At 69.8% G+C, this 23,822-nt stretch carries 23 protein-coding genes; 13 read left to right on the top strand and 10 right to left on the bottom strand.

The window, feature by feature from the left end; translation table 11 throughout:
* Positions 1-99 precede the first annotated feature (99 nt).
* Positions 100-1,281, top strand: coding sequence for an acyl-CoA dehydrogenase family protein (locus tag ACFU7D_RS05895; protein ID WP_378864511.1), 1,182 nt, complete (start codon positions 100-102; stop codon positions 1,279-1,281).
* Positions 1,282-1,288: 7 nt separating this feature from the next.
* On the opposite strand, the gene ACFU7D_RS05890 is transcribed toward ACFU7D_RS05895, so the two are convergent.
* Positions 1,289-1,723: a DUF4267 domain-containing protein gene (locus ACFU7D_RS05890; protein WP_378864508.1), complete on the bottom strand. Its 435-nt coding sequence runs from the start codon at positions 1,721-1,723 to the stop codon at positions 1,289-1,291.
* 32 nt (positions 1,724-1,755) lie between these two features.
* Complete coding sequence (locus ACFU7D_RS05885) at positions 1,756-2,202, bottom strand: anthrone oxygenase family protein (protein ID WP_378864505.1); 447 nt, start codon at positions 2,200-2,202, stop codon at positions 1,756-1,758.
* Positions 2,203-2,293: 91 nt separating this feature from the next.
* Between ACFU7D_RS05885 and ACFU7D_RS05880 the strand changes: the two genes are divergently transcribed.
* On the top strand, positions 2,294-2,872 hold the full coding sequence (locus ACFU7D_RS05880) for a TetR/AcrR family transcriptional regulator (protein ID WP_378864500.1): 579 nt from the start codon (positions 2,294-2,296) through the stop codon (positions 2,870-2,872).
* A 9-nt stretch (positions 2,873-2,881) separates the two neighbouring features.
* Here ACFU7D_RS05880 and ACFU7D_RS05875 read toward each other — a convergent pair whose 3' ends face one another.
* On the bottom strand, positions 2,882-3,769 hold the full coding sequence (locus ACFU7D_RS05875; RefSeq protein WP_378864497.1) for a diiron oxygenase: 888 nt from the start codon (positions 3,767-3,769) through the stop codon (positions 2,882-2,884).
* A gap of 55 nt (positions 3,770-3,824) precedes the next feature.
* Here ACFU7D_RS05875 and ACFU7D_RS05870 point away from each other — a divergent pair, with 55 nt between their 5' ends.
* A complete protein-coding gene (locus ACFU7D_RS05870; protein WP_378864494.1) occupies positions 3,825-4,505 on the top strand; it encodes a TetR/AcrR family transcriptional regulator in 681 nt (226 codons plus the stop codon).
* The gene (locus tag ACFU7D_RS05865; protein WP_378726937.1) at positions 4,502-4,777 is read left to right on the top strand and encodes a DUF4873 domain-containing protein; all 276 of its coding nucleotides are present in this window, start codon (positions 4,502-4,504) and stop codon (positions 4,775-4,777) included. The genes ACFU7D_RS05870 and ACFU7D_RS05865 overlap by 4 nt, the downstream gene beginning before the upstream one ends.
* Positions 4,778-4,789: 12 nt before the next feature.
* Here ACFU7D_RS05865 and ACFU7D_RS05860 read toward each other — a convergent pair whose 3' ends face one another.
* Together ACFU7D_RS05860 and ACFU7D_RS05855 are read right to left on the bottom strand one after the other, a co-directional pair.
* Positions 4,790-5,551 carry a sulfite exporter TauE/SafE family protein gene (locus ACFU7D_RS05860; protein ID WP_378864491.1) on the bottom strand — a complete coding sequence of 254 codons (762 nt, stop codon included), beginning with the start codon at positions 5,549-5,551 and terminating at the stop codon, positions 4,790-4,792.
* On the bottom strand, positions 5,548-6,249 hold the full coding sequence (locus ACFU7D_RS05855; RefSeq protein WP_378864488.1) for a FadR/GntR family transcriptional regulator: 702 nt from the start codon (positions 6,247-6,249) through the stop codon (positions 5,548-5,550). Before ACFU7D_RS05855 ends, ACFU7D_RS05860 begins: the two co-directional genes overlap by 4 nt.
* Before the next feature lie 110 nt (positions 6,250-6,359).
* Between ACFU7D_RS05855 and ACFU7D_RS05850 the strand changes: the two genes are divergently transcribed.
* Genes ACFU7D_RS05850 through ACFU7D_RS05835 form a run of 4 tightly spaced genes read left to right on the top strand, consistent with a single transcriptional unit; the run spans position 6,360 to position 10,896 of the window.
* On the top strand, positions 6,360-7,688 hold the full coding sequence (locus ACFU7D_RS05850) for an SLC13 family permease (RefSeq protein ID WP_378864485.1): 1,329 nt from the start codon (positions 6,360-6,362) through the stop codon (positions 7,686-7,688).
* 5 nt (positions 7,689-7,693) lie between these two features.
* Entirely contained in the window at positions 7,694-8,887 is a 1,194-nt protein-coding gene (locus tag ACFU7D_RS05845) for a CaiB/BaiF CoA transferase family protein (protein ID WP_378864482.1), read from the top strand.
* Positions 8,888-8,904: 17 nt separating this feature from the next.
* Complete coding sequence (locus tag ACFU7D_RS05840; RefSeq protein ID WP_378864479.1) at positions 8,905-10,407, top strand: MFS transporter; 1,503 nt, start codon at positions 8,905-8,907, stop codon at positions 10,405-10,407.
* Positions 10,408-10,416: 9 nt separating this feature from the next.
* Positions 10,417-10,896, top strand: a complete 480-nt coding sequence (locus ACFU7D_RS05835; protein ID WP_378864476.1) for an OsmC family protein — start codon at positions 10,417-10,419, stop codon at positions 10,894-10,896.
* Positions 10,897-10,898: 2 nt separating this feature from the next.
* Here the strand turns inward: ACFU7D_RS05835 and ACFU7D_RS05830 are convergent, their stop codons facing one another.
* A complete protein-coding gene (locus ACFU7D_RS05830; RefSeq protein ID WP_378864473.1) occupies positions 10,899-11,417 on the bottom strand; it encodes a potassium channel family protein in 519 nt (172 codons plus the stop codon).
* Positions 11,418-11,635: 218 nt separating this feature from the next.
* Here ACFU7D_RS05830 and ACFU7D_RS05825 point away from each other — a divergent pair, with 218 nt between their 5' ends.
* Entirely contained in the window at positions 11,636-13,342 is a 1,707-nt protein-coding gene (locus tag ACFU7D_RS05825) for an AMP-binding protein (RefSeq protein WP_378864470.1), read from the top strand.
* Here the strand turns inward: ACFU7D_RS05825 and ACFU7D_RS05820 are convergent.
* Positions 13,333-13,893, bottom strand: a complete 561-nt coding sequence (locus ACFU7D_RS05820; RefSeq protein WP_378726960.1) for a TetR/AcrR family transcriptional regulator — start codon at positions 13,891-13,893, stop codon at positions 13,333-13,335. The two genes, ACFU7D_RS05825 and ACFU7D_RS05820, sit on opposite strands and share 10 nt — an antisense overlap.
* A 99-nt stretch (positions 13,894-13,992) precedes the next feature.
* Between ACFU7D_RS05820 and ACFU7D_RS05815 the strand changes: the two genes are divergently transcribed.
* Positions 13,993-15,435, top strand: coding sequence for an MFS transporter (locus ACFU7D_RS05815; protein ID WP_378864467.1), 1,443 nt, complete (start codon positions 13,993-13,995; stop codon positions 15,433-15,435).
* 30 nt (positions 15,436-15,465) lie between these two features.
* Here the strand turns inward: ACFU7D_RS05815 and ACFU7D_RS05810 are convergent, their stop codons facing one another.
* The 3 genes from ACFU7D_RS05810 to ACFU7D_RS05800 form a co-directional block, all read right to left on the bottom strand.
* On the bottom strand, positions 15,466-16,245 hold the full coding sequence (locus tag ACFU7D_RS05810) for a thioesterase family protein (protein WP_378864464.1): 780 nt from the start codon (positions 16,243-16,245) through the stop codon (positions 15,466-15,468).
* The gene (locus ACFU7D_RS05805) at positions 16,242-17,870 is read right to left on the bottom strand and encodes an AMP-binding protein (protein WP_378864461.1); all 1,629 of its coding nucleotides are present in this window, start codon (positions 17,868-17,870) and stop codon (positions 16,242-16,244) included. Before ACFU7D_RS05805 ends, ACFU7D_RS05810 begins: the two co-directional genes overlap by 4 nt.
* A gap of 65 nt (positions 17,871-17,935) precedes the next feature.
* A complete protein-coding gene (locus ACFU7D_RS05800; RefSeq protein ID WP_378864458.1) occupies positions 17,936-19,252 on the bottom strand; it encodes an MFS transporter in 1,317 nt (438 codons plus the stop codon).
* Between the two features lie 135 nt (positions 19,253-19,387).
* Between ACFU7D_RS05800 and ACFU7D_RS05795 the strand changes: the two genes are divergently transcribed.
* From ACFU7D_RS05795 to ACFU7D_RS05785, 3 genes are all read left to right on the top strand, one after another.
* Positions 19,388-20,272 (top strand): response regulator transcription factor, encoded by an 885-nt coding sequence (locus ACFU7D_RS05795; protein ID WP_378726970.1) that lies wholly within the window; start codon positions 19,388-19,390, stop codon positions 20,270-20,272.
* 76 nt (positions 20,273-20,348) lie between these two features.
* Entirely contained in the window at positions 20,349-21,284 is a 936-nt protein-coding gene (locus tag ACFU7D_RS05790; protein ID WP_378864455.1) for a helix-turn-helix domain-containing protein, read from the top strand.
* A 118-nt stretch (positions 21,285-21,402) separates the two neighbouring features.
* Positions 21,403-23,808 (top strand): molybdopterin cofactor-binding domain-containing protein, encoded by a 2,406-nt coding sequence (locus ACFU7D_RS05785; protein ID WP_378864452.1) that lies wholly within the window; start codon positions 21,403-21,405, stop codon positions 23,806-23,808.
* The last annotated feature ends 14 nt before the right edge of the window (positions 23,809-23,822 follow it).

The raw sequence follows: 23,822 nt of genomic DNA, 5'->3' as shown, positions 1-23,822 counted from the left end.
TTCACCCCTACTACGGAGCGCTGCGCCGAACGGTTCAAACGACTTCCGGTGACGGATGACACAATCGACAGCGCCCTCTCTCGACCCCAAGGAGACCCCATGCCCCAGACCCCGCTCGAGCTCTTCGGCACCGAGGCACTCATCGGCGACGAGGACCGCGCGATCCGCGACACGGTCAAATCCTTCGCGGAGAAGGAGATCAAGCCGCACCTCGCCGACTGGTTCGAGGCCGGCTCGGTCCCGGTCAAGGAGCTGGCTCCCGAGCTCGGCAAGCTCGGCGTCCTCGGGATGCACCTGGAGGGCTACGGCTGCGCGGGCACCAGTGCCACGGCGTACGGCCTGGCCTGCCTGGAGCTCGAGGCGGCCGACTCGGGGATCCGCTCCCTGGTCTCGGTGCAGGGGTCGCTGGCGATGTTCGCGATCTGGAAGTGGGGGAGTGAGGAGCAGAAGCAGGAGTGGCTGCCGCGGATGGCGGCCGGCGAGGCGATCGGGTGCTTCGGCCTGACCGAGCCGGACTTCGGGTCCAACCCGGCCGGGATGCGTACGCGGGCGCGGCGGGACGGTGACGACTGGGTGCTCACCGGCACCAAGATGTGGATCACCAACGCCCCGGTCGCCGACGTCGCCGTCGTCTGGGCCCAGACCGACGAGGGCGAGGACGGCAAGGGCATCCGTGGCTTCGTGGTCCCCACCGACACCCCCGGCTTCTCCGCGCCAGTGATCAAGCAGAAGCTCTCGCTGCGTGCCTCGGTCACCGGCGAGATCGTCCTGGGCTCGGTGCGGCTGCCGGCCTCCGCCGCGTTCCCCGAGGTCAGAGGTCTGAAGGGTCCGCTGTCCTGCCTCAACGAGGCCCGCTTCGGCATCGTCTTCGGCGCCGTGGGTGCGGCCCGCGACTGCCTCGAGTCCGCCATCGCGTACGCCGCCTCCCGCGAGATCTACGACAAGCCGCTCGCCGGCTACCAGATCACTCAGACCAAGCTCGCCGACATGACCTTGGAGCTCGGCAAGGCGATGCTGCTCGCGCTGCACCTGGGCCGGCTGAAGGACGAGGGCACCCTGCGCTCGGAGCAGATCTCGCTGGGCAAGCTCAACAACGTCCGCGAGGCCATCGCGATCGCCCGCGAGTGCCGCACCATCCTGGCGGCCGCCGGCGTCACGCTCGAATACCCGATCCTGCGTCACGCCAACAACCTCGAGTCCGTGCTGACGTACGAGGGCACCAGCGAGGTCCATCAGCTCATCATCGGCCAGGCGCTCACGGGGGAGTCCGCCTTCCGCTGACGGTCCATCAGGCGACCGGGTGCTGCTCGGCGGGCGCCCGCGTTGCGGTCGCGTCGGGGCTGCGGGTTTCCCGGAGGAGCAGCAGGCCGCTGACCGCGATCAGGACCGCGGTGAGTCCGTGGATGCCGAGCGCAGCGGCGACGGTGCCGTGGTGGGTCAGCACGTTGATCATGTCGCCGAACGGGGCGACGGCCTCCATCAGCAGGACCAGGCCCAGGGCACGGCGATGACCGGTCACCAGCAGGATCGCGGTGATCAGGCCCATCGAGAGCTCGCGGATGCCCTTCATGACGAGGAATCCGCCGCCGTCGCCCTCGGGCCAGGTCGGCAGGCCGACCCCGGGAGCCGATACCTCGGGAATCACGATGAACGAGAAGGCGAGGTAGAAGGCGAACAGGGTGATGACGGTGGCGAGGACGGTGTTGACGTTCTTCAGCGACATGGTGCTTCTCCTTGTGGGGTTCGTCTGAGGGCTCAGATGAGGGCGGTGACCAGCAGGGCGAAGGCGGCGACGATGACGGCGACGCGGAGGTAGTGCCAGCGTTCCCAGCGACCCAGCTGCGTCTTCCAGTCGTCGGGCCGGTTCTCGGGGGTCCAGGCCTTGTTCCGGTTGTTGATCGGGACGAGCAGCAGCACCGACATGACCACGCTGAGGGCCAGCAGCGCGCCCGCTGTGACGACGAGGGCGGTGCCGTGGTCTCGCCACCCGGCGATGGCCCAGATGCCGACGAGCACGAGCGACCCGATGTACCAGACCGGCATCACGGCGCCGAGCATCCGGCCGCCGTGTGCGTGGCCGAGCTGGCCGGCGTCCTCGGGGAGCGCGTTGAGGATCCGGCTCATGATGAAGGCGACCGAGAACTCGACCCCCACCATCAGGCCCACGACCACGGTGGTGAGGACCTCGAGTGTGCTGAACATGATGCTCCTTCAGATATCTAGCACCGCTAGGACAGAGTGCAACGCTAGCAGTGCTATTGCTCGAATGTCTAGCAGTGCTAGCATTCGGGTCATGTCGGTACAGGAGCGCAAGCAGCGAGAACGAGCGGACCGAGAGCGCCTGATCGTGGCGACCGCCCGCGAGCTCGCCGAGCAGCAGGGCTGGGACGCGGTGACCACCCGCCGGCTCGCCGAGCGGATCGAATACAGCCAGCCCGTCCTCTACAGCCACTTCCGCGGCAAGCGGGAGATCATCGGCGCCGTCGCCCTCGAGGGCGCTTCCGAGATGGCCGTGGCGATGCGGGCGGCGACGGCCGCCGCGAGCACCCCGCGCGAGCGCGTCGCCGCCCTGGCTCGCGCCTATCTCGACTTCGCCGACCGCAACCCGGCGGTCTACGACGCCCTGTTCCAGCTCGACGGCGGCCTGGCGTACGCGCAGGAGGACACCCCGGAGCCGCTGAAGGACGCCTTCGCGGCGCTGATGGAGACGCTGGGCGAGGTCGCGGGGGACGGGGTCGCCCCGGAGCTGTTCACCGAGGTGTTCTGGGCGTCCCTGCACGGGGTGGCGACCCTGACCCGGTCGAGGCGGCTGCTGCCGGAGGATGCCGAGCGCAGGATCGAGCTGTTGGTCGACCGCCTCGCCGTGGTCTGACGCGCCGCGTCAGTCGCGCGGCACCAGGAAGGAGGCCCGCCAGAGCTTGCGGTCCTTCTCCGAGACCATCCCGTGCTCGGTGAGGTACGGCATCATCTTCTCGCCCATCCACGCCAGGGTCGCCCGGTAGCGCTCGTTACCGAGCGCCTCGCGGCGGGCGGCCATCGGGTCGAGGCCGACGGCCGCGTAGCAGTCCGGGTGGACCAGCGAGCGCGCCATCACATAGGCCGAGCGGGCGGTGAGGTTCTGGTGCAGCCGGAGCTGCGTACGCCCCATCTTCTGCGACATCGCCGCAGCGAGCTCCTCGCGGGCGAAGGTGACGTGGCGGGCCTCCTCGGTGACGTGGATGCGGGAGGCCATCCGGGTCAGCGGCTGGCAGCGCTCGTCCTTCATCAGCTCGCGCTGCCACCGGTCGAGCGGCTCCTCGCCGACCAGCGTCGCGGAGAAGACGCTGGCTCCGTGCAGCAGCGGGGCGAACTTCCCGATGCGCAGGACGGCGGGCCGGGGGCCGTACGCCGGTGCTCCCATCGCCGCGATCGCCCGGCCGAACATCACCGAGTGCCGGGTCTCGTCGCCGATCTCGGTCAGTGCGTACTGCGTCCGCGCCGTGCGTGGGTCCGCCCCGTAGACCTCCCGGAGCAGCAGCTGCATCAGCAACACCTCGAACCACAGGCCGACGCTCATGATGCTGGCCACCTCGTGCCGGGAGAGCTCGATCTGCTGCTCCGGGCTGAGCCGGTCCCAGGTCGGCGTGCCGTAGAGGGAGACGCGCTCGGGCTGCATCCACCACAGTCCCTCGACCGGCGCGGCGTCCCAGTCGAGGTCGACCTCCGGGTCGTAGGACTGACGCGCGGTGGAGCGCAGGAGCCGGTCGGAGGTCGGGTCGGCGACGGTCATGGTTCTCCCAACTAGGTGTTACCAAGAGTTACAGGTAGTTGCTAGAGTGCAGGACATGACACGGAAGGTCAAGGACGACGGTCGCTCCTCGCGCTGGGACGCCCACCGCGAGACCAGACGGGCGGAGCTGGTGGCGGCAGCCGTTCGCGCCGTCGACTCGGCCGGGGCGGAGGTGTCGATCGCGGACATCGCCGCCGAGGCCGGTGTCAGCAAGCCGGTGCTCTACCGCTACTTCGCGGACAAGGCCGAACTGCACGCCGCGGTGGGGATGTGGGCGGCGCGGCAGATCCTCGATGCGGTCGTCGACGCGGTGCTCGCACCCGCGTCGACCCGCCAGCGGGTCGAGGCGGGGGTCGCGGCGTACGTCGAGACCATCGCCGAGCACCCGAACGTCTACCTGCTCCTGGTGCGCCAGCACACCGGCGGCACCGACCCGCTCGCGCACGGCAAGCAGCTCATCGCGGCCACCTTCGCGCGCCTGCTCGGCGACACCTTCGGCCGCCTCGGTGTCGACGCCGCCGGCGCCGAGCCGTGGGCACACAGCCTCGTCGGGATCGGTGAGTCCGCCGGCCAGTGGTGGCTCGACCGGCGCACCATGTCGCGCGCCGCCTTCACCCGCTATCTCAGCGAGTTCGTCTGGCACGCGCTGGAGGGCACCACCGCCGAGTACGGCGTCGACCTGAGCGCCCTGGATCGCCCCGAGATCGTCACCCCACTGCGAAAGAGCCCCCGATGAGCGAGCACGAGCCCCAGCACCTCTACGACGGCCCCGCCCGTCTCGAGTCCGAGCACGGCACCTGGGAGGTCGACGTCGCGCTGCGCGGCGTCTTCCAGCCGATCGACGGCCACTTCCACTGGTACGGCCGCGTCGGCACAGCCCTCGAGGGCGTACGCAACGGCCAGAGCGTCACCGTCCACACCGACCACGGCGAGGCCGAGGGGCGGCTCTCCGACATCGACCCCTGGGGACGCTTTCGCGTCGCCGGGACGGGAAAGCCGCCGTTCTGACGCTGAAGTTGCTCAGCGCACGAGCATGAGCGTCGCGGCGCCGATCCCGACGACGACGATCAAGGAGCGCAGCACCGTGGCCGGCAGCCGGCGGCCGATGTGCGATCCGACGTACCCGCCCACGACGGATCCGGCGGCGAGCAGGCCGACGGCGCGCCAGTCGAGGTCTGCGATGGCCACGAAGATCACCGTCGCGACCACGTTCGATGCCATCACCGCGAACGTCTTGAGCGCGTTGACCGTACGGAACTCCAGATCGGTCCCGAGTCCGAGCACGGCCATCATCATCACCCCGGACCCGGCACCGAAGTAGCCGCCGTAGACGCCCGTCAGCGTCGCGAACACCGAGGTGAAACCGGAGATCCGCTCCCGCGGCTCGTGATCGGCGGCGTGCTCGCGCAGGAAGCGGCTCAGCCTAGGCTGCACCCCCACGAGTACGCAGGTCCCCAGGATCAGCCACGGCACGACCGCCTCGAAGACCGAGCCCGGCAACCACAGCAGCAGCAACGACCCGACGATGCTGCCGCCGCCCGCAGTGATCAGCACGGCGGCGGTCACGCCCGGATGCTCGGCCAGCTCGCGCCGGTAGCCGAAGGAGCCGCTGAGTCCGGCCGGCGTCATCCCGACCGTGTTGGACGTGTTGGCCACGACCGGCGGGAGACCGACCGCGACCAGGACGGGGAAGCTGAGCAGCGAGGCGACGCCGACGGTGGAGGTGAGGATGCCCGCACCCAGACCTGCGGCGAGCACGAAGAGCTGGTCGAGTGCCGTCATTCGTCGCGCAGAAGAGCGACGTCGCTGACCAGCATGACGTGGCCGTGCATGGCCGCGGCGGCACGTTCGGCGTCACCGGCGACGATCGCGTCGGCGATCTTCTGATGGCCGGCGAGCGAGGTCTTGGGGCGGTCGGGCTGGGAGAGCGACTCGATGCGGGTCTCGCGGATCAGCTCGCTGATCTCGGACATCATCTGTTCGAGCAGGGGAGAGTGGGCGGCCTGGGTCACCGCCCGGTGGAACAGCTCGTCGCCGTGGACGCCGCGCCCGCCGCCTGCGATGTCGTCGTCCATCGCCTTCAGGGCCGCCTCGATGTGGTCCAGGTCCTCCTGCGTACGCCGCTGTGCCGCCAGCGCGGCGAGCTTCGTCTCCAGTGCGTCGCGCGCCTCGATGACGTCGGGGATCCGCTCCGCGTGCGCCCGGATCGCATCGGTGATGCGCTCGACCCGCGGCTTGTCGGTCAGCACCGTGCCGTCGCCGTGGCGAACCGCGACGACGCCGATCACCTCGAGCGCGACCAGGGCCTGGCTGAGGGTCGCTCGGCTCACGCCGAGGCTGGTCGCGAGCTGTCTCTCCGGCGGGAGGCGGTCTCCGGACTTCAGGTCGTTCTCCGAGATCCAGGCCGTGATCTGCTCCGCGACCTGCTCGTACAGGCGGGTTCGCTGCAGTGGACGCGGAAAGCGCGCGGACTCACTCATGGCTACAGGGTATTGACGTTCGACCCATTGTCCTATTGGCTAGGCCACTGAGCCGTGGTGATGTGAGTCACATCCGGTGTCAGGCGGGGGCCAGACAGAAGGGAAGTCCGATGGGACCGGAATGGGTGGCGATCATCGCGCTGGTCGCCTTGTTCGTGGCGGGCACGTTGCTGCCGATCAACATGGGAGCGCTGGCGTACGTAGCCGCGTGGCTCGTCGGGATGTTCGCGCTGAACCTCGACGAGAAGGAGATCCTGGCCGGAGTCAGCGCCGACCTGATCCTGACGCTGATAGGGGTGACCTATCTGTTCGCGATCGCGAGGAACAACGGCACGGTCGATCTGATCGTCAGCAGTGCCGTACGCGCGGTGGGCGGCAGGGTCGCCCTGATCCCGTGGGTGATGTTCGGCGTGACCGCGCTGCTGACCGCCATGGGAGCCGCCAGCCCGGCGGCCTGCGCGATCATCGGACCGGTGGCGCTCGGGTTCGCGGGCCGTTACAAGATCAACCCGCTGATGATGGGCATGTTCGTCGTGCACGGTGCCCAGGGCGGTGGCTTCTCGCCGATCAGCATCTACGGCACGATCACCAACTCGGTCATGGTCGACAACGGCCTCCCCGCCAGCGAGATGACGATCTTCCTGGCGAGCCTGGTGGTCAACCTGATCATGGCGACCATCCTGTTCTTCGCCCTCGGCGGACGATCGTTGATGAGCATGCGGCTCGACCCCGACGAGGCGGCGAGGGCCGCCGCCGGCGTACCGAGCGACCTGAACGAGGGCGGCGTGACCGTCCCGGCCCGCGGCTACGGCACCGTCGCCCCGACGGGAACCAAGCCCGGCATCCGCACCGAGCAGGTCCTGACCCTGGCGGCCTTCGTGATCGTCGCCGCCGTCGCCCTGTTCTTCGACAAGAACATCGGCTTCGCCTCGATCACTGCGGCGACCGTCCTCGCGGCGCTCTCGCCGAGCCAGCACAAGGACGCCATCCGTCAGATCGCGTGGCCGACGGTGCTGCTGGTCGCCGGCGTCTCGACGTACGCCACGATCCTGAACACGGCCGGATCGCCGGAGTTCGTGGGTAGCTGGGCGGCCGGCCTGGGCGTCGCGGCGATCGGCGCCCTCGTCCTCTGCTACGTCGGCGCGGTCGTCTCCGCGTTCGCCTCCTCGACGGCGCTGCTTCCCATCATCATCCCGATCTCGGTCCCGCTGATCGCCGAGGGCGGGATCTCCGCCGCCATGTTCGTGGCAGCGCTGGCGATCTCCTCGACCATCGTCGACGTGAGCCCGTTCTCCACCAACGGCGCGCTGATGCTGGCCAACCGGCCCGACACCATCACCGAGGAGCGCTACTACAAGCAGATCCTCGGCTACAGCGTCATCGTGGTGCTCGTCGGTCCTCTCCTGGTCTGGGCCACCATGGTCCTCCCGGGCTGGTGACGGGCATGCGTGGACCGCTCGACGACGTCGTCGTCCTCGACCTCTCCCGCGCCCTGGCCGGGCCGCACGCCGCGATGATGATGGGCGACCTCGGTGCCCGCGTGATCAAGGTCGAGGCGCCCGGGCACGGCGACGACACCCGGGGCTGGGGCCCGCCGTTCGTGGGGGAGGCGGGGCAGCGGGAGGCGACGTACTTCCTCTCGGCCAACCGCAACAAGGAGTCGATCACCCTCGACCTCAAGGACACCGACGACAAGGACGTGCTGCTGCGCCTGGTCGACCGGGCCGACGTGCTCATCGAGAACTTCCGCACCGGCGTCCTCGACCGGCTCGGGCTCGGCATCGACGACCTCCAGGCCCGCAATCCGCGCCTCGTGGTGCTCTCGATCACCGGGTTCGGCCACGACGGCCCCGAGGGCGGCCGGTCCGGCTACGACCAGATCGCGCAAGGCGAGGCCGGGCTGATGTCGCTCACCGGATCGGGTCCCGGGGACCCCCAGCGGGTCGGTACGCCCATCGCCGACCTGCTGGCCGGGATGTACGGCGCCTACGGGGTGCTCGCCGCTCTTCACGAGCGCGACCGCACCGGCCGCGGCACCGTCGTACGCACCTCGTTGCTTTCCGCCGTCGTCGGCGTCCATGGCTTCCAGGGCACCCGCTGGACCGTGGCCGGCGAGGTCGGGCGAGCCCAGGGCAACCATCACCCGAGCATCTCGCCGTACGGCCTGTTCCGCTGCGCCGACGGGACCGTGCAGATCGCGGTCGGCAGCGAGGGGCTGTGGCGGAGGTTCTGCGCCGCCTTCGACATCTCGCCGGACCTCGAGGGGATGGCGACCAACCCCGAGCGGGCGGCCAATCGCGAGAAGGTCGTCGAGCTCGTCGAGGCGCTCTTCGCGCCCTGGCCGGCCGAGGAGCTGCTCGCCAAGCTCGCCGATGCCGGTGTCCCGGCCGGCAAGGTGCGCTCCCTGGACGAGGTCTACGCCTGGGAGCAGACCGCCAGCCAGGGTCTGCTGGTCGACGTCGACCACTCCACCCTCGGCCACCTGACCCTCCCCGGACCGCCGCTGCGGTTCTTCACCGACGGGGCGGAGGTGACCCCCACCGACCACGCCGCGCCACCCACCCTCGACCAGCACGGACCCCGGCTGCGTACGTGGGTGGCGGAACAGTCCCTGAACCCGGAGCAGAACGGCGACTGACTGGGATACTGCGGCTCATGGACGACTCTGCGAGCGAGGACGCTCCGCTCCGGCTGGGGAGTGCCCGCGGCCGCTGGGTGCTGGCGACGACGGTGCTGGGCTCCGGCCTGGCGATGCTGGACTCGACCGTCGTCAACGTCGCCCTCGGCCGGATCGGGGAGGACCTCGGTGCGGGCTTCTCAGGTCTACAGTGGACGGTCAACGCCTACACGCTGAGCCTCGCGTCCCTGATCCTCCTCGGCGGATCCCTCGGCGACCGCTTCGGCCGGCGTCGGGTGTTCCTCATCGGCGTGGTGTGGTTCGCCGTCGCGTCGCTGTTGTGCGGGCTGGCACCCGACATCAACCTGCTGATCGCGGCGCGCGGGCTGCAAGGGGTGGGCGGTGCGCTGCTGACGCCGGGGAGCCTGGCGATCATCGCCGCGTCGTTCCATGCCGAGGACCGGTCCGCGGCCGTCGGCGCCTGGTCGGGTCTCAGCGGCATCGCGGCCGCGATCGGGCCGCTCGTCGGCGGCTGGCTGGTCGAGCTGGACTGGCGGCTGGTCTTCCTCATCAACGTTCCCGTGGCGGTGCTCATCGTCGTCGTCACCATGCGCCATGTCCCGGAGAGCCGCGACCCCGACGCAGGCGGGCCCATCGACGTGACCGGCACGCTGCTCGCCGCGGCCGGCCTCGGCGCCCTCACCTTCGGGCTGACCGGGGCGGGCGAGGCGGGCTTCGCCGGCTACGCGGCGGCGACCGCCGCCGCGGGTGTCGCCTGCCTGGCTGCCTTCGTGGTCGTCGAGGCGCGCACGGCCCACCCGCTGGTCCCGCTCGAGCTATTTCGCAACCCCCAGTTCAGTGCGGCCAACGCCGTCACACTGCTCGTGTACGCAGCACTCGGCGTGATCTTCGTGCTGCTCGTCCTCCAGCTCCAGATCGTCAGCGGCTGGTCGCCCCTCGAGGCGGGATCGGCGCTGCTCCCGGTGACCGTGGTGATGCTGCTCTTCTCGTCCCGTGCGGGCGCGCTGGCCCAGCGCATCGGTCCGCGCCTGCCGATGACGCTCGGGCCGGTGCTCGCGGCCGGCGGCGTGCTCTGGATGGGGCGGATCGGCCCGCAGGCGGCGTACGTCCCCGACGTTCTCCTGCCCGTCCTGCTCTTCGCCTCTGGGCTCACGCTGCTGGTCTCGCCGCTGACCGCGACCGTGCTCGACGCCGCCGACGATCGGCATGCCGGCATCGCCTCCGGGATCAACAACGCGGTGGCCAGGACCGCTGGGCTGCTCGCCGTGGCCGTCGTCCCGGCGGCGGTCGGGATCGCCGGCGACGACTACACGAACCCGCAGACCTTCGACGACGGCTACGGCACGGCGATGATCCTCAACGCCGCCCTCCTGCTCCTCGGCGCGGCGCTCGCGGCGGTGTTCATCCGGCGCCCGCTCGCGGCCAGGCCCGAGCCCGACGACCACCGGGTCCACATCGAGACGTGTGCGCACTGCGGGGTGACTGGGACGCAGCTCCACCCCGCCGACCACGACCACTAGGGTTCAGGCATGGCGCTGACCCACGACTACACGGTCTCGGTGGAGTGGACGGGCAACCGTGGCACCGGGACGAGCGGCTACCGCGACTACGCCCGGGACCACGTCGTACGCATCGAGGGCCTGCCCGACATCCTCGGCTCCTCCGATCCGACCTTCCGCGGCGACGCGAGTCGGCACAACCCCGAGCAGCTGCTGCTGACCTCGCTGACGCAGTGCCACATGCTCTCCTACCTGCACCAGGCGGTGACGGTGGGCGTGGTCGTCCTCGACTACCACGACGCCGCGACCGCCACCATGGAGACGCAGGGGACCGGCGGCCGGTTCACCCGCGCCGTGCTGCACCCGGTCGTCACCGTCGCCGATGCGTCGATGATCGAGGCCGCGACGTCCGCCCACCACCAGGCCCACCTGGACTGCTTCATCGCGAGCAGCGTGAACTTCCCCGTCGACGTCGAGCCCACCGTGATCGTCGGTGGGCTGACCCTCTAGCCCTATTCGGCCCGAGGGCGCGTCGGGGAAGTGGTCTGGGCCCGGACGAGCGATGCCACCACGACGATGTTGAAGACGATCATCACGCACACCAGCGCCCTCGCGATCTGACCCTCGGCGTGGACATCGCCGTACCCGACCGTCGTCATGGTGCTCAAGGTGAAGTAGAGAGCGTCGGTCCGCGTCTCCAGTCCGACGATCTCGTCAGGTCGGATCTGGTTGAGCAGGAAGAAGGTCAGCGACGCCGCCATCACCAGCAGGATCAGCAACATGGCCAGCACGCGCGTGCTGTGCCCGGGCCCGCCCCTGCGGACGGAGCCGAGCTCCTTGATCATCACCGTCCCGACGAGTGAGAGTGCCCCCACCGTCACCAGCAGGCTCGCGCCGACGGCCACCGCCGAGTCTGTCGCCCACTTCAAGGGGAAGGCGTAGTAGGCGATCAGCAGGCCGCAGAAGGTCAGGATCGGACGCAACCAGGCCTTGGACCGCGGACTCCGCTCAGCTGATCGACTGCTCGTCACCGGGCTCTCCGCTGGCCAGAGGCAGGCGCCTCATAGGCGGCTTTCCCCATGGAAGTCTCGATTCGTCGTACGTACTGAATCCTCAGGATGCGGTCACGGGCGGTGCCGCCGCGTCACCCGTCACGGGTGACACCGGAAACCAGCCGCCAGGTTCTGGTGCACCCGGCCCCTCTTCCGGGGGTAGGGCGGGTGTCGGCCTCGCGACGATGATGACCGCCATGACTGGATCGACCTCCACCGACGCCCTGCTCGCCGCCCGGGACGCGCTGATCGCCCAGCGCCTCGACTATGCCGAGGCGCTCGACACCTTCCGCTGGCCCGACGTCGGGGAGAGCTTCAACTTCGCCCACGACTGGTTCGACCCGATGGCTCGGGGCAACGACGCCCCGGCGTTGGTCATCTCCGAGTCGGACGGGTCGCGGGCGGAGTACTCCTTCGATGAGCTGGCGCGTCGTTCGGACACGGTGGCCCGCTACCTTCGGCGCCTCGGTGTCGGCTCGGGCGACAGCGTGGTCGTCATGCTCGGCAACCAGGTCGAGCTGTGGGAGACGATGCTCGCGGCGATGAAGGTGGGCGCGGTCCTGATGCCGACGACGACGGCGGTCGGCACCGCCGAGCTGGTGGACCGGCTCGAGCGTGGCCGGGCGAAGGCCGTGGTCTGCAACGTCGAGGACGCGGACAAGTTCGACGGCGTCCCCGGCGACTACGTGCGGATCAGCGTGGGGGAGCGGGAGGGCTGGAACGGCTACGCCGCAGCTGCCGCGGAGAGCCAGGGGCCGCTCGAGCACCCCGGCAACGCCACCACCGACGCGCTGCTCCTCTACTTCACCAGCGGCACCACGAGCCGGCCGAAGCTCGTCGAGCACACCCACTACACCTACCCGGTCGGTCACCTCTCGACGATGTACTGGCTCGGCCTCCGCCCCGGCGACGTGCACATGAACATCTCCAGCCCCGGCTGGGCCAAGCACGCCTGGTCGAACTTCTTCGCGCCCTGGCTCGCCGGAGCGACCGTCTTCGTCCTCAACTACGCGCGCTTCGAGGCGGCCACGCTGCTGCAGCGGATCCGGGAGGAGCAGGTGACCAGCATGTGTGCTCCGCCGACCGTGTGGCGGATGCTCATCCAGGCCGACCTCTCCGGCGGCTGCGGATCGCTGCGCGAGGCGATCAGTGCCGGTGAGCCGCTCAACCCCGAGGTGATCAGCCAGGTCGACCGGGCGTGGGGCCTGACCATCCGGGACGGGTTCGGGCAGACCGAGATGACCGCGACGATCGCCAACAGCCCGGGCCAGCCGGTACGTCCGGGGTCGATGGGCCGGCCGCTGCCCGGTGTCCCGGTCGTACTGGTCGACCCGGTCGAGGGGACCGTGGTCGAGGGGCCGGGGGAGGGCGAGCTCTGTCTCGACCTCGCCCAGCGGCCCGCGACCCTGATGACCGGCTACCGCGACGACGAGAAGCGCACCGCCGACGCGATGCGCGACGGCTTCTTCCACACCGGCGACGTCGCCAGCCGCGACGAGGCGGGCTACATCACCTACGTCGGCCGCACCGACGACGTCTTCAAGGCCTCCGACTACAAGGTCTCGCCCTTCGAGCTGGAGTCGGTCCTGATCGAGCACCCCGCGGTGGCCGAGGCGGCGGTCGTGCCGGCGCCGGACCCGGTGCGACTGGCCGTCCCCAAGGCGTACGTCTCCCTCACGGCCGGGCACGAGCCGACCGCCGAGACCGCCCGGGCCATCCTCGAGTTCGCGCGCGACCACCTTCCGCCCTACCTGCGCGTACGTCGCCTGGAGTTCTTCGACCTGCCGAAGACGATCTCCGGGAAGATCCGGCGCGTCGAGCTCCGGGTGCGTGAGCAGGAGGTCGTCGACCAGCGGCCGACCGGGGAGCACCGCTACGAGGACTTCTTCTCCCGTCAGTCCTGATCCACCAGGCGCCGGACGCTCTCGACGACGATCTCGCGGCATCGGGAGCGGCTCGGCCGGCGCACCAGGGCCAGCTCGGGGGTGTGCAGGTGCCAGCTCATCGCCAGCGCACGAACCTCGGTGAGCAGCTCGAGCGGCGAGTACGCGGTCGTCAGCTTCCCGGCACGTTGCGCCTCCTCGATCTTGGCCAGCTTCGCATCGTTGGAGGCGACGATCGCCGGGAGCTTCCCGTCGGGGCGCTCGAGCTGATACCACGTCGTCAGTCGAAGCGTCGTGGGGAAGCGCTCGTAGAGGTCGAAGGACCGCCCGGCATAGCCGGGCAGGTCGGTGGCGTCGAACTCGACCTCGTCGACGAACGCGAGCACCCGGTGCGCGAACACGGCGTCGAAGAGCTCGTCCTTCGTCCCGAAGTACTTGTAGATCAGCGCCTTGTTCGCCAGCGCCGTCTCCGCGATCCGGTCGACGCGCGAGCCGGCGATGCCGTACGCCGCGAACTCGGCCTCGGCGGCGTCGAGGATGCGGGCACGGGTCGCCTCGGAGTCTCTGGCCATACGCCCACCTTAAAGCAAGTAACTAGTTAGTTGTCTTTTTCGGTGAGGAGTGCTTCACTGACATAACCAACTCGTTAGTTACTTAGGAATGGTGCACTCATGTCTCCGACCTCCCCGAGCGCCGGTGCCCGTCACCGGGCGGTGGTCCTCATGGTGATCCTCGGCTGCCAGCTGATGATGACCCTCGACGCCTCGATCGTGACCACGGCGCTCACCCACATCAAGACGGAGCTCGGCTTCACCGACTCCTCGTTGTCGTGGATCCAGAACGCCTACGTCCTCGCCTTCGGAGGCCTCCTGCTGCTCGGCGCACGAGCCGGCGACCTGCTCGGCCGGCGCCGCGTGTTCATCGCCGGCACGGCGCTGTTCACGGCGGCCTCGCTCCTCGCCGGGCTCGCGCCGTCGGCCGAACTTCTCATCGCCGCCCGCACCCTGCAGGGGCTGGCGGCCGCGTTCGCGATCCCGTCCACGCTGGCGCTCCTGATCACGAGCTTCCCCGAGCCCGAGGAGCGCACCCGCGCCATCGCGATCTACAGCGCGGTCATCGGGGCCGGTGCGAGCGTCGGGATCATCGTCGGGGGAGTCTTCACCGAGTATCTCTCCTGGCGCTGGGGACTCCTGATCAACGTCCCGCTCGGGATCCTGGTCCTCGCCCTCGCGCCGCGTTTCCTGCCGGAGACCGAGCGTCAGTCCGGCCGCGTCGACCTCCTCGGCGCGCTCACCGTCACCCTCGGCATGTCGGCGCTGGTCTACGGTCTGGTCGAGGCCGCCGAGGTCGGCTGGCTCAGCGCCCGCACCCTGCTCCCGCTGACCGCAGCCGTGGTCCTGCTCGTCGGCTTCGTGATCGTCGAGCTGCGTGCCTCCCAGCCGATCGTGCCGCTCCGGCTCTTCTTCAGCGTGCAGCGCTCGGGGGCGTACGTGGGCCGGATCCTGATCGTCGGCGCGATGTTCTCGACGTTCTACTTCCTCTCGCAGTACCTCCAGAACGTACGGGGCCTCAGCCCGCTCGCCACCGGGCTCGCTTACATTCCGATGACGGGCATGTTCTTCGCCATGGTGTACGTCGTGCGCTGGGCCGCACCGAGGGTCAGCAAGCCGGTGCTGCTGCTGACCTCCCTGACCACTGCGGCGATCGGGATGGCCTGGCTGAGCCGGATCGACGCGACGACCACCGTGGCCTCGATCCTGCCGCAGCTGCTCGTGCTGGGCGTCGGCCAGGGCATCGCGATCATCCTCCTCACCGACTTCGGGATGGCCGAAGTCGACCAGGGCGATGCCGGCGCGGCCTCCGGCCTGGTCAACACGGCTCACCAGATCGGTGGCTCGATCGGGCTCGCGATCCTCACCGTCGTCTACGGCAGCGCCGTGCACCACGACCCGGCACCGGGCACGGTCACCCGGGCCCATGGCTACGCGGCTGTCTTCGACGTCGCGACCGGCTTCTACGTCCTGGCCATGATCATCGCCGTCGTCATCCTCGCCGCCGGCCGGCGGCAAGCACGCCGCTCGGCCACGGTGCCGGTGCCCGTCGCTGCCGGCTGAGGGCGGGGTCCGCGGCCGGAGACGGCGACGTCACGGACGCACGGTCAGGCACTGCGTACTGACGCCGAAGGCGCCCTGCTCGTCATGGAGGACGGACGTGGTCACGCCGGCGCCGGCCGGGCCGAAGGAGACGGTCGTGTCGAGGCCCAACCAGCCGGGCGCGGGAGCGCGGAACAGGTGCGCGGTGAGGTCGACGTTGGGGAAGCTGACGACCTTCGGGTCGACCCGGACGGCTACTCCGTTGGTGATGTCGAGCAGCCCGGCGACCTGTGCCAGCCGGCTCACCTCCTCGTCGGCGACGAGGGGGTGGGCCGTACGCACCCAGGACTGCGCCCGCCCCGGGCCGATGTCGTGGCGGCGCACTTCGACCGAGGCGATGAAGCCACCGCCCCACAGCGTGGTCATGTCCCAGGCGGGCACCTCGTCCGGCGTGGGCATCGGCAGGTGGTGCGTCCCCTCGAGCTCCGCGGTCGGGTAGCCGGCGGTGAGCCAGGCACGGAGGAGAACGACCGGTCGGCCGCCATGGCAGGCGCGCGCCTCGACGAGCTCGATCGTGCGCCCCGCGCGGAGCACGGTGACCTCGAGGTCGACCGGTTCCAGCGGGACGGTGCCGAGGATGTCGTAGCCGATCCGGGTGATCTGGAGCCTGTCGTCACGGCGCGCGTCGCGGTCTCGTTCGACCTCGTGCGCGAGCACGCCCAGCAGGGTGGAGATGTGCTGCGTGTCCGGATCCCACGCCCCGCCGACGTGCTCGGTCGGGGTGAAGGTGTGCGGGCCGGTCCGGTGCCAGTAGGCCATCCGGCGGCTCACAGGCCGAGCAGAGCGACGCTCTGCTCGCGCATGTCGATCTTGCGGACCTTGCCGGTCACCGTCATCGGGAACTCCTCGACGAGCAGCACGTAGCGCGGTGCCTTGTAGTGGGCGAGCTTGCCGCTGGCGAAGGCGCGGACGGCCTCGGCGTCCAGGGGCTCGGCGCCGGGACGCATCCTGATCCAGGCGCAGAGCTCCTCGCCGTACCGCTCGTCCGGGACGCCCACCACCTGGGCCTCGGCGATGTCGGGGTGGGTGAAGAGGAACTCCTCGATCTCGCGCGGGTAGATGTTCTCGCCGCCACGGATGACCATGTCCTTGATCCTTCCCACGACCACGCAGTAGCCGTCCTCGCGCATGACGGCCAGGTCGCCGGTATGCATCCAGCCGTCGGCGTCGATCGCGTCGGCGGTCTTCGCCTCATCGTCCCAGTAGCCGAGCATGACCGAGTAGCCGCGGGTGCAGAACTCGCCCGCCGTCCCGCGCGGGACGACCTCGCCGGTGGCCGGGTCGACGACCTTGATCTCGACGTGCGGGGCGGCCCGGCCGATCGTCTCGGTGCGGCGCTCGAGATCGTCGTCGGTGCGGGTCTGGCAGGAGACCGGCGAGGTCTCGGTCATCCCGTACGCGATCGCGACCTCGCTCATGTGCATCTCGCTGACGCACCGCTTCATGACCTCGATCGGGCACAGTGCGCCGGCCATGATCCCGGTACGCAGCGTGGAGAGGTCGTAGGAGGCGAAGCCCGGGTCGTCCTGCATCGCGATGAACATCGTCGGCACGCCGTACAGCGCGGTGCACTTCTCGTCCTGGACCGTCCGCAGCGTCGTCGCCGGGTCGAAGCCAGGGCCCGGGATGACCATGGTCGCGCCGTGGGTGGTGCAGCCGAGGTTGGCCATCACCATGCCGAAGCAGTGGTAGAAGGGCACCGGGATGCACAGCCGGTCCTGCTCGGTGAAGTGGATCGTCTCCGTCACGAAGAAGCCGTTGTTCAAGATGTTGCGGTGCGACAGCGTCGCGCCCTTCGGGAACCCCGTGGTCCCGGAGGTGTATTGGATGTTGATCGCGTCGTCCGGGGCCAGCGCGTAGTCGACGTGGTCGGCCAGCCGCTCGCCACGGCCCGCGGCCAGCAGCGCATCCCACTGCGGCGTACCCAGGAAGATCGTCTGCTCGAGAGCGCCGCAGTCGCCCTCCACCTCGCCGACGAGCGAGACGTAGTCGCTGGTCTTGAACGCCTTGGCGCTGATCAGCAGCCGCACCCCGGACTGGTTGAGCGCGTAGGCGAGCTCGTGGGTGCGATAGGCGGGGTTGATGTTGACCAGGATCGCGCCGATCTTGGCCGTGGCGAACTGGACCATCGTCCATTCGGCGCAGTTCGGAGCCCAGATGCCGACGCGGTCGCCCTTACCGATACCGGCCTTGCGAAGGCCGACCGCGAGGGCGTCCACGTCGGCGTCGAGCTCGGTGTAGGTCCAGCGCCGGCCGGTGGCGATCTCGACGAGCGCCTCACGGTCTCCATGACGGGCGACGGTGCGCTCGAAGTTGGCTCCGATCGTCTCCTCGAGCAGCGGTACGTCGATGTCGCCACGGGCCGACGATGCGGTGATGGATGAGGTCTCGGTCATGCCGCGAGCATGACCGAGACCGTGGTGGCAGCCACACCCCCGAAGGAGGGTGAGCGGGTGCCGGATCAGGCGAGCGCGGGCTCCGCGTCGAGCTCCACGCGGCTGGTCTCCTTGGCGATCAGCAGGCAGACGACGCTCAGCAGGGCCAGGGCGGTGAGGAAGTACGCGATGCCGTCGGTGCCCCATCGGGCCAGCAGGTCCTCGGCGATGACGAGCGGCACGGCGCCGCCGAGGATGCCCGCGATGTTGTAGCCGAGACCGGCGCCGGTGTAGCGGTACTTCGCCTGGAACATCTCGGGCAGGAACGCCGCGATCGGACCGTAGTTGAGGCCGAGCACGCACAGCAGCAGGCTGTTGCCCAGGGCGAAGCTCGCGAAGCTGCCAGGCTCCATGACACCGAAGGCCAGCGGGCCTGCCACGATGCCGAAGGAGGCTCCCAGGAGCAGCACCGTGCGGCGGCCGAGCACGTCGGAGAGCCACGCGGAGGCGATGACCGTGATGCTCATCGCGAACGCGGCGACGATGACCCCGAGCAGAGCCTGGGTCATGCTCAGGCCGAGCGTGCCGACCGCGTGGGCGACCATGAAGCTCGCGCCGGTGTAGAAGGCGCCGAAGACGATCGCCATGATGCCGCCGCCGAGCAGCACCTGACGCCACTGGTCCCGGATGCAGCCGAGGAACGGCAGCGTGCTGCGGCTGCCCGCCGACTGCAGCTTCTTGAACGACGGGGTCTCGGCGACGTTCAGCCGGACCCAGAGACCGACGCCGACCAGGACGGCGCTCGCCAGGAACGGGATCCGCCAGCCCCAGGCCGCGAACGCGTCGGGCTCCATCAGCCGGAACGTGGTGAGCATGGCGCCGGCGGCGATGATCAGGCCGAGGCTGGGACCGAGCTGCGGGAACATGCTGTAGCGCCCGCGCTGGCCGTGGGCGGCGTACTCCGTGGTGAGGAGGGCCGCGCCGGCCCATTCGCCGCCGAGCGCGATGCCCTGCAGCGCTCGCAGGAGCACCAGGATGACCACGGCGCTCTTGCCGATCGACTCCACGCTCGGGATGAGGCCGATCGCGAACGTCGAAGTGCCCATGATCAGCAAGGTGGTGATCAGCGTGGCCTTGCGGCCGATCCGGTCGCCGTAGTGGCCGAACAGGATCGCCCCGAGCGGCCGGAAGACGAACGCGACACCGAAGGTCGCGATCGAGGCCAGGGTGCCCTCCGGACCACCCATCGACGGGAAGAAGATGGCGTTGAACACCAGGGCTGCTGCCAGCCCGTAGATGAGGAAGTCGTAGAACTCGATGGTGGTACCGGTCAGTGACGCCGTCGCGACGCGGCGCATGGTGCGCCCGTCGACCTCGGCTCGGTCAGCCGCGATTTGGGCCATGATCGTGCCTCCTACTCGGATTGGTGAACCGAGTGTGGGACCGTCGCCACCTGCCCGATACCCCCGGACGAGTGCCCTCGAAAGAGGGGGTACGCCTCTTGTTGCCTGTGATGGTCGTCACTTACGCTCAACGCCATGAGCACCACCGCGATCGCCCCAGAGGCGCCTTACGACGGGTCCCGGATCGCCCAGACGCTGGCCTCCTTCCGGTCTGCGTCGGGGCTCGATCTGGCCTTCGGCGGTCCGGTGCGCGGTGACGGCACAGCCATCGACATCACCGCTACCTGCGGTGCCAAGGGCGTCTCGCTGCGCGGTCTGCGGGTCGTCAACGGGGAGGGCCTGGGCGGGAAGACCCTGCAGACCCGCCAGCCCGGTTCCGTCGACCACTACTACACCGCTCGAGGCATCACCCACCTCTACGACACTGCGGTCGCCCAGGAGCAGATCCAGACCGTCGCCGCCCTGCCGATCCTGGTCGACCGGGCCCCGCGGATGCTCATCTATCTCGCCTCCCGCTCACGGCTGGGCCTCGGCGGCGTCTGGTTCGACTCGCTGCGTCCGCTCATCCGCACCCTCGAGCGCGAGATCCTGATCGACGACGAGGTCCGCAACCGGCTCTCCCGGCTCGCGCCCCCGCCGACACGAGCGCCGAGCCCGGTCGAGGCGGCCGCGAACCGCGACCTCGCCGAACGCCGGGAGATGGCGGCCGAGCTCACCGACCTGGCCGGCCAGGTGATCGACCCCGAGGTCCGCAGCCGCCTCGAGGCCATGGTCCGGCGGCTCACCGCCGCACCGGGGGAGAAGCCGACTCAGCTCGCTCCGGCCGTGCACCTCGCAGCGCGCGAGGTCGACGTCCTGCGACAGGTCGCTCTCGGGAACAGCAACCGGGAGGCCGCCGAGGCCCTCGGGATCGTGGAGAGCACGGTCAAGTCCTACCTCAAGAGCGCCACCCGCAAGCTCAACGCCAACAACCGCGTCCACGCCGTCCGGATGGCGCGCGAGGCCGGCCTGATCGACTGACGCCACCCGAGTCGGTCGGGCGCCGGGCCCTCTTACGGGGGTACCGCCGGGTGAGCCGGTTGCGCACTATCTCGGCATGACGCATGGGGACTCGGGCGACGTGTCGGAGAGGTGGCGGACCGCGTTGTCGGACGCCTTCGCGGGACTGCACTCGGAGCGGTTGCCACCCGGCCTACAGGTGGTGCCCGGGCCGTTGGCCGGGGCGATCGAGCACGCGAGCCTGGGGCGGGTCGACGCGTTCCGCGTCGGCGGCACCCCGCAAGTCGTACGCCGCACCCGACGCTCCCTCGCGGACGTACCGGACGAGCCGTTCAAGGTGTGCATCCAGCGCCACGGGCGGTCCGTCGTCCGGCAGGGCGGCGCCGAGCTCGTACTGAGGCCCGGCGACATCGCGATCTACGACACCAGCCGCCCCTACGAGCTGCGCTTCGACGAGACCTGGGAGTGCCTCGCCATGACGCTTCCGCGCCGGGCGCTGGCAGCCTCGGATGCCGTGATCGAGCGGTCGATGTCGCACGGGTGGACCGCGTTCGACGGCAGGACCGGCGTACTCGGGCACCTGCTGGGGAGTGCGGTTCGCCTGACACCCCAGGCCGGGGGAGCGACGCATCTGGGCGAAGCAGCCATCCAGCTGCTCTCGAGCCTGGTCGGCGGTGACGATCTGGTCGACCCGGGGGAGGCGCTCCGGGCCCGGATCATCGCCCACGTCGAGGCTCACGCCGCCGACCCGGACCTCGGCCACGACGCGGTGGCCGCCGCCCACGGACTCTCGCCGCGTAGCCTGCACCGTCTCTTCGAGAGCCAGCCACGCTCCGCGATGGCGCACCTGCGGGAGTTCCGGCTGATGACGATCCGGGACGCGCTGCTCGACCCGGCCCATGCCGCTTACTCGACCGCGACGATCGCCTCCCGATGGGGATTTCCCGACCCGTCGCACTTCGCCCGCACCTTCAGGTCACGCTTCGGGGTCACTCCGGGCGCGCTGCGAAAAGACGCTCTGACCTCGGTGTGAGCCGAATGCTCGAACTGGCGCGGAAAGTCAACGAAGTTGGCGTTCCATGGCGACACAGGTGTGACGCGGCGCACATAGCGTGACCAGGACCTTGACCGGACCTACGGAGGTAACCCCCTTGTCAACACATCCCGAGACGTCATCGGGCCTGTCCGTATCGGGCCTCGCTGAGCACGAGCTCGGCCGCCGTCGCTTCGTCGGCTACCTCCTGGCCGCTGCCACCGTCACCGGCGCGGCCCAGCTCGGGATCGGTCTCGGCACCCCGGCCGCGGCAGTCGTCCCGGGGGTCCCGCAGCCGGCCGACCTCTACGACCTCAACGACCTGCTGACCGATGCCGCCCGCCCCACCGCGAACCTGATCCAGGTCGTCGTCGACAAGGACGGCACCGCGTCGTTCGAGCTGCCTCGCGCCGAGGTCGGGCAGGGCATCACCACCTCGATCGCGATGCTGATCGCCGAGGAGCTCGACCTGCCCCTCAGCAAGGTCAACGTGACCTTGTCGAAGGCGCGCCCCGAGCTGATCTGGAACCAGATGACCGGCGGCTCCAACACGATCCATGCCATGTACACGCCCGTACGTGTGGCCGCCGCCATTGCTCGTGGCGCGCTGCTCGACGCCGCGGCGATCGCGCTCGCGCAGCCGCACGACACGCTCTCCGTCTACGAGGGGGTGATCACCGCGCCCGGCGGTGCCTCCATCTCCTACGGCGAGCTCGCCACCTCTGCCGCAGCCTTGGTCACGAAGGTCGTCGACGTCGATCTCAAGCCGAAGTCCGACTTCTCGGTCATCGGCACTCCGCGGCGCCGCAAGGATGCCCTGGACGCGGTCACCGGCACGAAGCAGTTCGCGATGGACCTCGATGTGCCGGGTGCACTGCCCGCGATGGTCTGTCGCGCCCCCGAGCACAACGGCACGGTGCGATCGGTCCGCAACCAGAAGGACGTCGAGGCGATGCCGGGCGTGACGCACGTCGTCACCATCCCGACCGGGGTCGCCGTACGCGCCAAGACGTTCGGTCAGTGCATCAACGCCGTGCGTGCCCTCGACGTCGAGTGGAACCCCGGCTCGGTGAGCGGCAAGTCCGACGCCGACGTGCTCGAGCAGCTCCGCGGGATCGAGCGGCCGATGCTGGTGCCCGACGTCGACGAGCTGCTGGGCACGGTGACCGATGCGGTGGGTGGCCTGACCGGTGGGCTCGGCGCAGCGGACGTGAAGACGCTCGACACCGACTTCGTCTTCTACACCCGCAGCGGCTCGCCGTTGGAGACCAACTGCGCCGTGGCGGATGTCCGCGCCGACAAGGCGACGATCTGGGCGGGCTCGAAGACGCCGATCGTGGCTGCCGAGAGCATCGCGCTCGAGCTCGGTCTGCCCCCGACCGCGGTGACCTTCAACGTCGTGGAGTCCGGTGGCTCGTTCGGCCGCAAGCTCTTCTGGGACGCGGCACAGGAGGCCGCCCTGATCTCGCAGAAGTGCCAGGCGCCGGTCCGGCTCATGTGGCACCGGGCCGACGAGCCGCGCCAGGGCCGCAACCACCCGATGGCGACCTCCCGGGTGCGTACGGTCTGGGCGGGGGACAACATCCTCGCCGTCGAGCAGCAGCACACCTGCACCGCCACCGACTACCGCCACGGCTTCGGCGAGATCCTGACCTCATCGGCCATCTCGCTCCCGGCCGGGGTGAGCAACCTGGGCGTCTCGGAGACGATCTTCGTGACCTCCCAGCAGGTGCCGTACGACTTCGGCGTCACCACCCAGGGCCTCATGGAGACGACGAGCAAGGCGATCAACTCCGGCGCAGTGCGCAACGTCTACTCGCCCGACGTACGCACGGCGCTCGAGCTCACGATCGACCAGGTCGCCAAGAAGATGCGGCTGAGTCCGGTCGCGTTCCGGCTGAAGTACGCCAAGGAGGACCGCCTGCGACGCGTCATCAAGCAGGTGGCGGCCGCCGGCAGCTGGGGCAGGTCGATGCCGGCCGGCACGGCCCAGGGGATCGCGGTCCACCAGGAGTACAAGGGCTACTCCGCCTGCCTCGTCGAGATCGACTGCCGTCCCGAGACCGTCAACCGCAAGGTCTACCACGGCGTCACGGGTCCCCGGGTCACCAAGGTGACCTTCGCGATCGACTGCGGAGAGGTGATCAATCCCAAGGGTGTCGAGGCGCAGATGCAGGGCGGGATCATGGACGGCATCGCGCTCGCCCTGACGGCGAGCACCCACCTGGAGGACGGCCACTACCTCGAGGCCAGCTGGGACAACTACTTCTACACCCGCCAGTGGAACACCCCTCCCGACGTACGCGTGTTCGTGATGGACCCGGTCACCGACATCCCCGGCGGGGCGGGGGAGGCCGGCGTCGCCGCCTCGTTCGCGGCGGTGGCCTGTGCCTACGCCCGGGCGACGGGAAGCATGCCGACCTCGTTCCCGATCAACCATCACGACCCGATCGGCTTCGAGGTGAAGTCGTTCGTCCCGCCCGTGCCCGCGTCTCCGACCGACGGCCTCAGCCACACCTACTGACCGAAGACCGATCG

The organism is Nocardioides sp. NPDC057577, assembly GCF_042801335.1.
GTDB lineage: Bacteria > Actinomycetota > Actinomycetes > Propionibacteriales > Nocardioidaceae > Nocardioides.
This window is presented reverse-complemented; position numbering and strand designations above follow the sequence as displayed.

Coding starts and splice junctions, on each gene's coding strand:
- ACFU7D_RS05885 (WP_378864505.1), bottom strand. CDS start 2,202: ATGTTCAGCACACTCGAGGTCCTCACCACCGTGGTCGTGGGCCTGATG.
- ACFU7D_RS05860 (WP_378864491.1), bottom strand. CDS start 5,551: ATGACGGCACTCGACCAGCTCTTCGTGCTCGCCGCAGGTCTGGGTGCG.
- ACFU7D_RS05805 (WP_378864461.1), bottom strand. CDS start 17,870: ATGACCGAGACCTCATCCATCACCGCATCGTCGGCCCGTGGCGACATC.
- ACFU7D_RS05870 (WP_378864494.1), top strand. CDS start 3,825: ATGACACGGAAGGTCAAGGACGACGGTCGCTCCTCGCGCTGGGACGCC.
- ACFU7D_RS05820 (WP_378726960.1), bottom strand. CDS start 13,893: ATGGCCAGAGACTCCGAGGCGACCCGTGCCCGCATCCTCGACGCCGCC.
- ACFU7D_RS05800 (WP_378864458.1), bottom strand. CDS start 19,252: ATGGCCCAAATCGCGGCTGACCGAGCCGAGGTCGACGGGCGCACCATG.
- ACFU7D_RS05875 (WP_378864497.1), bottom strand. CDS start 3,769: ATGACCGTCGCCGACCCGACCTCCGACCGGCTCCTGCGCTCCACCGCG.
- ACFU7D_RS05835 (WP_378864476.1), top strand. CDS start 10,417: ATGGCGCTGACCCACGACTACACGGTCTCGGTGGAGTGGACGGGCAAC.
- ACFU7D_RS05865 (WP_378726937.1), top strand. CDS start 4,502: ATGAGCGAGCACGAGCCCCAGCACCTCTACGACGGCCCCGCCCGTCTC.
- ACFU7D_RS05815 (WP_378864467.1), top strand. CDS start 13,993: ATGTCTCCGACCTCCCCGAGCGCCGGTGCCCGTCACCGGGCGGTGGTC.
- ACFU7D_RS05790 (WP_378864455.1), top strand. CDS start 20,349: ATGACGCATGGGGACTCGGGCGACGTGTCGGAGAGGTGGCGGACCGCG.
- ACFU7D_RS05890 (WP_378864508.1), bottom strand. CDS start 1,723: ATGTCGCTGAAGAACGTCAACACCGTCCTCGCCACCGTCATCACCCTG.
- ACFU7D_RS05880 (WP_378864500.1), top strand. CDS start 2,294: ATGTCGGTACAGGAGCGCAAGCAGCGAGAACGAGCGGACCGAGAGCGC.
- ACFU7D_RS05795 (WP_378726970.1), top strand. CDS start 19,388: ATGAGCACCACCGCGATCGCCCCAGAGGCGCCTTACGACGGGTCCCGG.
- ACFU7D_RS05825 (WP_378864470.1), top strand. CDS start 11,636: ATGACTGGATCGACCTCCACCGACGCCCTGCTCGCCGCCCGGGACGCG.
- ACFU7D_RS05845 (WP_378864482.1), top strand. CDS start 7,694: ATGCGTGGACCGCTCGACGACGTCGTCGTCCTCGACCTCTCCCGCGCC.
- ACFU7D_RS05855 (WP_378864488.1), bottom strand. CDS start 6,249: ATGAGTGAGTCCGCGCGCTTTCCGCGTCCACTGCAGCGAACCCGCCTG.
- ACFU7D_RS05850 (WP_378864485.1), top strand. CDS start 6,360: ATGGGACCGGAATGGGTGGCGATCATCGCGCTGGTCGCCTTGTTCGTG.
- ACFU7D_RS05895 (WP_378864511.1), top strand. CDS start 100: ATGCCCCAGACCCCGCTCGAGCTCTTCGGCACCGAGGCACTCATCGGC.
- ACFU7D_RS05840 (WP_378864479.1), top strand. CDS start 8,905: ATGGACGACTCTGCGAGCGAGGACGCTCCGCTCCGGCTGGGGAGTGCC.